Genomic DNA, 8020 nt, shown 5'->3' on the forward strand with positions numbered 1-8020 from the left:
TTTTCGGTAGTACCCCAAAACTTCTTGATTTTGAGGTGCTGCTTCAGCCATTTGAAGAACAACTCTACTTGCCAGCGGTTCTTGTAAAGTTCAGCCACCTGAAGAGCAGAAATGTGCATCGCATTGGTTAGAAATACAAACTCTCGTTTTTGTTCTTCATCCCAGTATCTTACAAGCCGGAACTGCTCGGGATAGTATTGCTTGGGATAAAAACCAATCAATTCGATTGTCACATCTGAAAGTACATTCTTGGGGAGTCTGCGTTTCCATTTGATGGATTTGTATTGCAGGTTTTTCTTTGCCCTGACAACGAAGAATGCGTCAATCTGATGAACCTTATACAACATCTTAAAATTGTTATAAGCCCGGTCAAAGATGTAGTAAGAGCCAGATTCATAAGGGATTTCTTTCATTGCCTTTGAATCGTGTACTGCCGCTTCAGTGATATGAATGAATGCAGGTATCTGTGTTTCCACATCGTATAATGTATGGACTTTGATACCACCTTTTTTCTTGCGGAATTTTGCCCACCAGAATACGGCCAGGCACAAATCAATGGTTGTCGAATCGAAGGCATAGATGTTCCCTCCGAGTTTAAAGATTTCCGTGGCTCGCTTTTGTCTTGCTTCGTTTATCAGGTAGTAGGCATACTCTTCAAAGATGTGATAGTCTCTATATTGATTGGCTCTTGACAGAGATGATCTTGATACATTCCTTCCTATTCCTAAATGATAACATTTAGAGTGATGGGCATCAAGAGCGATAATCAAATCTCTCAAACTTTCACGATTGGAGAGTTGCCCGAACATCAAAGAAAGTAGTTGATTCCAGCAAGTGAAATGCTTGATGTAACGATTCCCTTGGAACTTGTTGACAATACGTCGGAATTTATCTTCATTCAGAAATGAGATCAACTGGGCAAACACATATTTCTCTTTATTCATTGCAGCCTTTATTATGGGCTGCAAAGTTATCAATTGAAATCGTCGCGCTCGAAAAACCTCTATAACTAACTAAATTTCAAATATTTCAAAGAACTATTTTAGATTTTAATGGGACAGCAATGATACGAGAAATACCGGAAAATAGTACCCCAATGGCTCAACTTTATAGACACCTCTTTTTTGCCGCAGCAAATGAAAGAAGAATATAAATCAATAATCAACAAGCGAAAATCAATACTGGAAAAACAGGGGGATATGTACTAACAGAGAAAGGAAACTCTAAATCAACCACATCATGGATAAGGACTATTCAATTTACAAGTACTACAAAGGTTCGGAAGAGTACCCGAACGACAAAGCAAGGTTCTTCGGTTTCTATGAACAGCATTTCGACGTCGGCTACATAGGGAAACCAGAGGATAAGGAAGAAGCATTTAAGGATTACATGAGCAATGTTCTTTACGAGCAATGCGCAGACATGTGTTGTTTCGGCACACCGGGTGTTGATAAAGATAAATGCTATCAAAAATACTTGGACGAATACTTCAACCCCGAACGAAACATCGAAAAATACAGAAAAGCACCCTGAATTGGTTTTTATAAATTACGGAATTAAATGTTAATAATAATGATTTATTCAGAATATTTTATACATTTGCAATAATGCATTGTTAACGTATATAACATCTACTATTCACTAATTTAGTATAAGTAAATTAAAGACTAATGTATGAAAAGCTGATGAATAAAACGTAGCCTTACGTCTGATTTGATTTTTGTGAATCCTATTTAATATTATTTTGTGAAACTAATAAATAATTGCATTATGTCTAGTAAAGGAAAAGCCGGAAGTCTGATAGATTTCCGAATTGCAGTAGAAAACCACGAAGTATTGGATTCAAGTATTCTAGCCTTAAATGAAGATTGGAAGGAAGGAAAAATCAATTGGTATTCTCCGATAGAAAAGACTTCCTATAAAGAGTTTCAGGACGGTACTTTTTGGGATGGTAAATTTGATGGAGATTCTAACTCTTTTTGGAATGAAATGGGTAAACCTGATGTTATTCGAAATGATTGGCCAAAAGGAGGTCCTAGTTGGGATGGGATTGCAGTCTTGACTGATAAAAATGGAGATAAAACCCTTCTACTATTTGAAGCAAAAGCACGTCGAAACAATGAGTTTGGTAGTGATTGTGATGCAACAAGTCCTGTATCAATAAAGAAAATATCTGAACAATTGGAATATACAAGAAAAACGTTAGGTTTAAAGGAAGATGTTGATTGGATGAATAATTATTATCAGTTTGCGAATAGATTAGTATTCCATAATTATATAAAAACTAATAATATTAAAGTAGCCTTGATTTATGTCTTTTTTGCCAATGACCCTTATTGGACAGGAAACGATTATACGGGGGTAAAAGAATGGAAAGAAGCCATAGAAACAGAGAAAGAATACTTTGGCATAGACAATGCTTTTCTGGAATCGAATCACATCTACAATTTAATAATCGATCTCGATTCAGATCAATATAAAGATATTCTAGAGGAGATAAAACTCAAGTTGAAAGCAAATAATGTTACCTGTTGCGTTGGAGTAGTATCCTAGGTTACCGTGATACCTTTATCAAGATTATCTATAATGCTACAAATAAATAGGGGTTTAATACGCCCCCTTTTAAGATATCTCCGGCCTCAGTTTCAACATCTTTTATCAAGCTAATGAGTATGGTAGCCATCGTAATGGCTGGCCTAACTGTAACATGGAGCCTGTTTTAATCAAACTAAGTCCATAACGTAATCAATAACACGACCTAACACGTAAGAAAGTTGTGTGCCGGAGAGTGGTTGTTGTAGTAATTTGCTTAGGTCATCAATTTTAAATATGTTTTGTTTCAGAATCTGACTTGCGAGTAGAATTTGATTTGTCTGATTCTTTTAACGTTACATAAGAAGCATCCAGACTATTATAATGAGTGTAAACGGATAATATCAAGATGCAGTATAAGAGAATATTAAGGTAATAATAATATAATAAAATAATATAGTATAATATGAATCTCGAAGAAAAAGTAATAGGAGATATAACCGGTAATTTTATTATTGAGGCCTACCAAAGAGGTTATCGCTGGTCCGAAGATGAGGTTAAATACCTTCTTAATGATATTGATGAAATTTCTGATGGACAAAAATATTGTCTTCAGCCTGTTGTTGTGAAGAAGAATAATGATGTTTATGAACTGATAGATGGACAACAGCGTATGACAACTCTCTATCTTGTTATGAAGTACCTTTCTACTTATATCGATTTGAATTACAGTATTGAATACACAACTCGGAAAAGCGAAAATGGACATATAGGCAGTAGAGAGTTACTGGAAAAAATAGACACAATCGACCTGGTAGCTCCATCAAGTAATATCGATGAGCTATTCATCAAAAACTCATTTATAATTATAAAGAATTGGTTTGCTGGCAATAAAATTCGTATGATGAATTTTGCTGCAAAACTCCAGAAATACGTTACGATTATCTGGTACGAAGTGGATAACAATGAAGATAGTGTAAACATATTCACTAGACTTAATATTGGCAAAATCTACCTTACTAATGCCGAACTAATAAAGGCTCTCTTTCTTGGTAGAGGAAAGAAAAATTCTAATGGAGTCTATGCAAATTATTATGGAATAAATGACAAGAAACAGCATGAAATTGCCCTTGAGTGGGATGCTATGGAGAAAGAGCTTCACGATGATAAGTTTTGGGCATTTATTACGAATGAACCGGCAGTGAAATATCCTATCCGAATGGAGTTACTCTTTGATATGATTGAAATGAAGCCTACAGATGAGAGTAATTTCTATACTTTCAATAGGTTTTATGAAAGATTCAAGGATAGTACCAACAAATTTGAAACATGGGAAGTGATTGTGCGCTATTATCAGCAACTTAGAGAATGGTATAACGATTTTAATCTCTATCATCAGGTTGGATTCCTAGTGGCATGTGGAATGAGTGTGAAGAGTCTTTTAGATATGGCCATGAATGAAAAGAAACCACTTAGAAAATCTGAATTCCGTGAAGTAATAATAAGGAATATTCGAAAGAGAATGGTATTTGTCAAAGGAGAAGGGGATCAGCAGGAAGAAATAGACTATGTGGAGTTAAATTATGAATCTCATAAGCCATATCTTCACACATTACTTCTTCTTTTTAATGTAGAAACAATTCGACAGAAAGGAGATGAGAACAACAGATTCCCATTTGAACGGTACAAAAAACAAGGCAATTGGTCGTTGGAGCATATCCATGCGCAAAACTCTGAAAGTTTGAAGACTGCACGTGATTGGAGAGATTGGTTGGAATTACATAAACTTTCACTTGAAGAGATTTTGAAGAGCATCGATGAGAAATCTTCAGAAGCGAATCATATCAAAGATGTTATTGCTAAAATGGACCAAGTAATTGCAAACATTGATAACCCAAGATACAAAGGTTCAATCAGAGATGAATTTGGAGCGATTACTCCTGCGGTTGTTGACATTCTTTCAGATGGGGATGACAAAACGCAAATGCACTCTTTATCAAATATGGCATTGCTTACTGTAGGAGAAAATGCAGCATTAAATAATTCTACATTTGATGTTAAGCGAGCTAAGATGATTGAAATGGACAAGAAAGGTGACTATATTCCAACATGCACGAAGAACGTATTTATGAAATACTACTCTTCGTCAGATACAAAACTTCATTTCTGGTCAGAGGAAGATAGAATAAGTTATGTACAAGCTATGAATGATGTGTTATATAACAACAAGAGTGCCGATGGAAATGAAGTTAAATTAATAAAATCACTAATACGTTACGGAAACGAATAGCAAACAGTACGAGAAGCATAGCTTTAAGTCTTTCCTTGATAAATATCATGTTTTGATACCTATGGTACAGAGAGATTATGCTCAAGGACGTACAACAGAAGATGTAAATAGGGTGCGAAATAGATTCCTAGAAGCCATTGAGGGTTACCTTACACAACCTGGCCCTAATTATGAAGTCATGAAATTGGACTTTGTATATGGAGAAACAGAAAAAATTTGGAGTAAGATTTACGTAGATAAATTAGAAAGCTTTGTAGTAACACCCTTGGATGGGCAGCAAAGACTAACCACGTTATATCTGTTGCACTGGTATGCTGCTAAGAAGGAGAATATTGCCCCTGTAGACTATTCCTTTTTAAAAAACTTTACGTATGATATCCGACCAAGCTCCCGTGACTTTTGCAACCACCTGATGGATTTTACTCCTTCAATGAATGAGTCAATCAAAATGCAACTAATTGACCAGAATTGGTTTATGGGTGCGTGGCTAAATGATCCTACAATTTTAAGCATGTTGGTCATGCTTGATGCGATAAGGGAAAAGTTTAGCAATATTTCAAATCTGTGGAAAATTTTGACAGGTGCGGAAGAACGCATAGTATTCTATTTCTTGCCGTTGTCTGATAACGGATTTTCAGATGAGCTGTATATCAAGATGAACTCCAGAGGTAAGAAACTGACAGCTTTTGAACATTTCAAAGCTGAATATGAAGACCTTTATGAACGAGATTCCGAAGATGCTATGACTATCAATCACAAATTTGACGTAGAGTGGGCAGATATCTTGTTCCCTTATCGCGACAATGAAGGAATTGTAGATAAGGAATTTATGAGATACTTCTTTTATGTCAGCCATATTCTGTGTTATTTGCAGTCTGTTGAGAAATCGAATGATGAATTTGAACTAATTAAGACTCTTTATAATGATTCTCCCAATGCAGATGAAAACAAAATATATCTAGAAAAAGCATTTGACTGTTGGCATTCTGTGATGGTTGAGTATAATAGTATTGATGAGTTTTTTAATCGCTTCCTTTCTAATGCCTCTTATGAAGTTGGCAAAGTGGCTACTTATAAGGCACTGACAGAATATCGTGGTAGTCAAAACTTTTTTCATGCATGCGTCAAGCTTTACCAAGTTAATAATAATTTCTCATATAGTGACTTTCTGTTTTTGTACGGTATTATAACCTACTTAATAAATAAGAATGATATTACAGAATGTGATTTTATAATTAGACTAAGAGTGCTTAGAAATCTTATATGGAACTCTAATTCTGGTGAAATTCGTGGTGATGCAGATTTCATGAAGGATCTTTTAAATGAAGTATCTACCTTGATATTGACTGGGAATATCAACAAAGAATTAAGACACAGGTTCAACGGCTTCCAAGAAGAGGAAGAAGTTGAGAAGCAGAACAAGAAAAAAGATATGTCAATTGATGAATTGAATAACCTCTATATGTTCGAAGACCATCCATTGATATATGGTTATGTTTCTGGATTGAGGTATGAGAATCTTAATCTTGTGGAAACTTTCTATTCTGTGTTTGAAAAGGCAAATTACAACATGATTCATCAAGCTATGATTTCTATCGATGATTATAGGCAGAAAGATTATAATAGATACTACATGGGCAATTCTAATCGCTCAACCTGGACACAACTTCTACATAAAAGTCGCAATCGCGACAATTTTGAAAAGACAATGAATGTTTTGTGTGATTTGTTGAACCGTGTTAAAAATGGCAAATCAATTGAAAGTATTATACAAAGTTATATTTCAAAACAAGAAATCGAGAATAAATTCCAATGGAGGTATTATTTTGCTAAGTACCCTGAGATGTTAAGAGGAGCTGATGGCGAATTAACATGGCATGATAATAATAACTATGTCTGTGTGGCGCTTAATAAACATCAGTTTAATGGTCAGCACTGGAATCCATATTTGAATGTGATATTTAATAGACTTTCAGAGAAATTGAGTGAGAAATACAAAGAACCGGTTTTGTCTTTAGGTAACTATGGAGAGAAACTAGGTATTTTACATCCTGTTTCCTCTGTAGCTTCGGTTGGTTATGGATTTATATATTTCTCCCAAGAGAATAGTGAAACGTGGACAATCAAGCAAGACATAGACGGAGTAGATGAGATTGATAGAATAAAGTTTGCTATTGAAAAAATCTCCGCTTTGGTTCAACACCATTATCATATTCAATTACAGCTCAATAATTTGACTACATAAAAAACAAAAGAACAAGATTACGAGGTTCCCATTGAATAGACCCTCGTGGATTCGACAATAGAAGAACGTAAGCAGTCTGAACAGGCTTGTCAAACTGATGAGCAAGTACCATCGTAATGGCTTGCCTAACCGTAGCTAGGAGCTTGATCTAATCCCCCTACGATAACGTAATCTCATAAATCACCTCCAAACAAACATGCAAGTCAGTTGTTTGTTTGGAGGTGATTTTTTTATGTAATACCTTTTAATTATTTCCTTCTGATAATTGGAACTAAGAATATATCTGTTGAATTTATATTGTTTCAAAATATTATATACTTTTACCTTAAATAAGAATCGTATGTCGGACAATATGACAAAGGAAAAACGACACTTATGTATGTCGCATATTAAAGGAAAAAATACGCGGCCAGAGTGGATTGTGCGTCGTTTTCTTTTCCATCATGGATTCAGATATCGCCTTCATGATAAGCGTATTCCAGGTTCTCCCGACATTGTATTATCCCGCTATCATACTGTTATTTTCGTTAATGGTTGTTTCTGGCATTCTCATGATTGTTTACATGCTAAGTTACCTAAGACAAATACTGATTTTTGGGAAGCAAAGATGCGAAGGAACAAAGAACGAGATGCAGATAATTATTCTAAACTTCATTCTATGGGGTGGAATGTAATTATTATATGGGAATGTGAATTAAAACCATCCAAACGAGATGAAACTCTTGAAAATCTTATGTCAGTTCTTAATAAGTTAATTCCGCTTACTGTAAATGTAAAATTGTTTAATCCTAAGGAAGATAAATAATATATATGTGACATGTGTATCGGGAGTGTAATTTAAACTCTGTCTGGTTCATATTCTAGGAAAATCACTACAAATATAATTTTTCTTTTTGGATTTACAAATGCTTTTTAAGGCTGTTATTGGTAGTGTGCAAGGGCGGTGAGGAACG

5 protein-coding genes and 1 pseudogene are annotated in these 8020 nt (G+C 34.9%); 5 read left to right on the forward strand and 1 reads right to left on the reverse strand.

Translation table 11 applies throughout. The features are described from left to right. Nucleotides 1-944: IS4 family transposase (locus AB7E53_RS13300; RefSeq protein ID WP_446776196.1), on the reverse strand; the 944-nt coding region annotated here is incomplete at its 3' end. 295 nt (nt 945-1239) lie between these two features. On the opposite strand from AB7E53_RS13300, the gene AB7E53_RS13305 reads away from it, so the two are divergent. The 5 genes and pseudogenes from AB7E53_RS13305 to AB7E53_RS13325 all read left to right on the forward strand — a co-directional run bounded on the left by AB7E53_RS13305 (nt 1240) and on the right by AB7E53_RS13325 (nt 7872). Further along, nucleotides 1240-1533, forward strand: a complete 294-nt coding sequence (locus tag AB7E53_RS13305; protein ID WP_446776197.1) for a hypothetical protein — start codon at nt 1240-1242, stop codon at nt 1531-1533. A 237-nt stretch (nt 1534-1770) separates the two neighbouring features. Next, nucleotides 1771-2553: a hypothetical protein gene (locus AB7E53_RS13310; RefSeq protein ID WP_446776199.1), complete on the forward strand. Its 783-nt coding sequence runs from the start codon at nt 1771-1773 to the stop codon at nt 2551-2553. Nucleotides 2554-2998: 445 nt separating this feature from the next. Beyond that, nucleotides 2999-4822, forward strand: a complete 1824-nt coding sequence (locus AB7E53_RS13315; RefSeq protein ID WP_446776201.1) for a DUF262 domain-containing protein — start codon at nt 2999-3001, stop codon at nt 4820-4822. A gap of 37 nt (nt 4823-4859) precedes the next feature. Beyond that, nucleotides 4860-7067 (forward strand): annotated as a pseudogene (locus tag AB7E53_RS13320) (GmrSD restriction endonuclease domain-containing protein); the annotation flags it as partial. Nucleotides 7068-7407: 340 nt separating this feature from the next. Further along, entirely contained in the window at nt 7408-7872 is a 465-nt protein-coding gene (locus AB7E53_RS13325) for a very short patch repair endonuclease (RefSeq protein WP_446776203.1), read from the forward strand. Nucleotides 7873-8020 lie beyond the last annotated feature (148 nt).

It is taken from the genome of Macellibacteroides sp. (genome assembly GCF_050251695.1).
Classification (GTDB): domain Bacteria; phylum Bacteroidota; class Bacteroidia; order Bacteroidales; family Tannerellaceae; genus Macellibacteroides; species Macellibacteroides fermentans.